The following is a 1556-nucleotide window of genomic DNA, read 5'->3' on the forward strand; positions in this document are numbered from 1 at the left end:
ATTATTGCCTTAAGGTATGTCGGAACGAACCCCCTCTTGATGCTTCTCTCTGCAGCCATTATTGACGACTTTGTGATGTGCAGGTTGAAGCTCACCCCTACAAGTTCTACCTCTACATACTCGTTGCTCACTGTGCTGTACGCCCCTGGATACTTCTTCATCTGTGCCTTTGGACTGATTTCCTTCTTCATTCTGACTCCCTCCAGTTCATTCGTTCTTCCTCGAAAATCTTGCAGGCCAAAACATGGCTACAATTTCCATTCTTGGCGAAGCCCTGGCAGTCGCAATTCCAGGTTCCTTCCAGGACATTGTGTTCCACATGCTTCGCCCTCTTATTGTAACCCTTTTTGGGAAGGATGGTGTACACTCTCCTGGTGCTGGTTGATATGGGGCTTTTGCGTACCAGGCCGTACTTCACTATGTTCTCTGCCTTCTTCCTGATGCTGGGCTTTTCCAGCACTCTTTCTTTTTGGTTCCAATATGGGAATTCGGTTTCGTTCATTTTCGTTCCTCCTTTTGAGTTCTTCTTGCAGGAGTATGCGGAATGCTCTCCTGCTTACTTCTTGGCTGGCCACGCTGTTGATGAAGTACTTGTAAATTCCTTCTGGCGTGGCGCCTCTCTGGATCCTGGCCACTCCTTCGGTTCGGATCCAGGCCATTTCTTTTTGGCCTTTTTGGCCCAGGGGTGTTTGTTGTTGTTGCTTCAGGGCTTTGATTTCTTCTTTGAGTTCCTCGGCCCTGCGCATAATTTTTTCGAGTTCCTTTGTTTTCGCTTCTAACGACATGAACTCTCGGCGGTATGCTTCATTGAGCCAGTCGCTGATGTTGGTAACGGCCAGGTTTCGCCGCATGTGATCGGCGATGTCCTGGTCGACAGAAAAAGTGCGGGGAACTCTTTTCATTCGGTGTTCCCCCTTGCTTTTTGGAGGAGGTTCAGGGCCTCCTCCACTTCTTTCAGTTCCTCTTTAAATCGTCTTGCGTCTTGTTCTGCTGCTTGCAGTTCTCCTTTGAGTTTGTCCCTTTTCTGGGTTAGTTCTACGAAAATTTTGTTTATCGTTCTGTTCATTCGGATCCCTCCTTGAGTTCTTCATATGTTGTGTTTATCCCTCGGTCTTTGAGGAAACAGTGCAGTTGCCAGAGGCCGAGTGCTTTTTCGCTTGGGATGTAAGAGTCCATCAGCATCCCCTCCGTGCATGGTAGAATTCTATTATTGAAGGATCCTTCTTTGCGGCTTTCAAGAATTCGTGTTGGGTGCCTGCGGTCTTGATGTGATTCAAGATCTCCAGAAGTTTTTTTATTTCTGTTTCGTTTCGTTTCATTTCGTTTCCTCCTGGCCAGCGGCTCTTGGCTGTTGGCTTACCACTATTACAGAACTTTGAACTTTTTAAAACTTTCGGAATTTTTGCCTGTTTTTCGTGATTTAATCACTGTGTTGTTACATTTGTTGGTGTTTGTTTATGGCTTGAATAAATCTTAACTTTGGCTGTGTTCTGGTTGTGGTTGTTGGTGTTTATGTTGGACCAGGAGCAATTATTCGTGAATCTGTTATTCTCAAT

General features: G+C 45.9%; 3 protein-coding genes. 1 reads left to right on the forward strand and 2 read right to left on the reverse strand.

Going from position 1 to position 1556, the window contains the following annotated elements; translation table 11 throughout:
* Both D6783_05450 and D6783_05455 read right to left on the reverse strand, forming a co-directional pair.
* Positions 1-191: hypothetical protein (locus tag D6783_05450; protein RME52245.1), on the reverse strand; the 191-nt coding region annotated here is incomplete at its 3' end.
* Positions 188-502 carry a hypothetical protein gene (locus D6783_05455; protein RME52246.1) on the reverse strand — a complete coding sequence of 105 codons (315 nt, stop codon included), beginning with the start codon at positions 500-502 and terminating at the stop codon, positions 188-190. The genes D6783_05455 and D6783_05450, both read right to left, overlap by 4 nt.
* Before the next feature lie 25 nt (positions 503-527).
* On the opposite strand from D6783_05455, the gene D6783_05460 reads away from it, so the two are divergent.
* A complete protein-coding gene (locus tag D6783_05460) occupies positions 528-779 on the forward strand; it encodes a hypothetical protein (GenBank protein ID RME52247.1) in 252 nt (83 codons plus the stop codon).
* Positions 780-1556: the final 777 nt, after the last annotated feature.

The organism is Candidatus Woesearchaeota archaeon (assembly GCA_003694805.1).
Taxonomy (GTDB): domain Archaea; phylum Nanobdellota; class Nanobdellia; order Woesearchaeales; family J110; genus J110.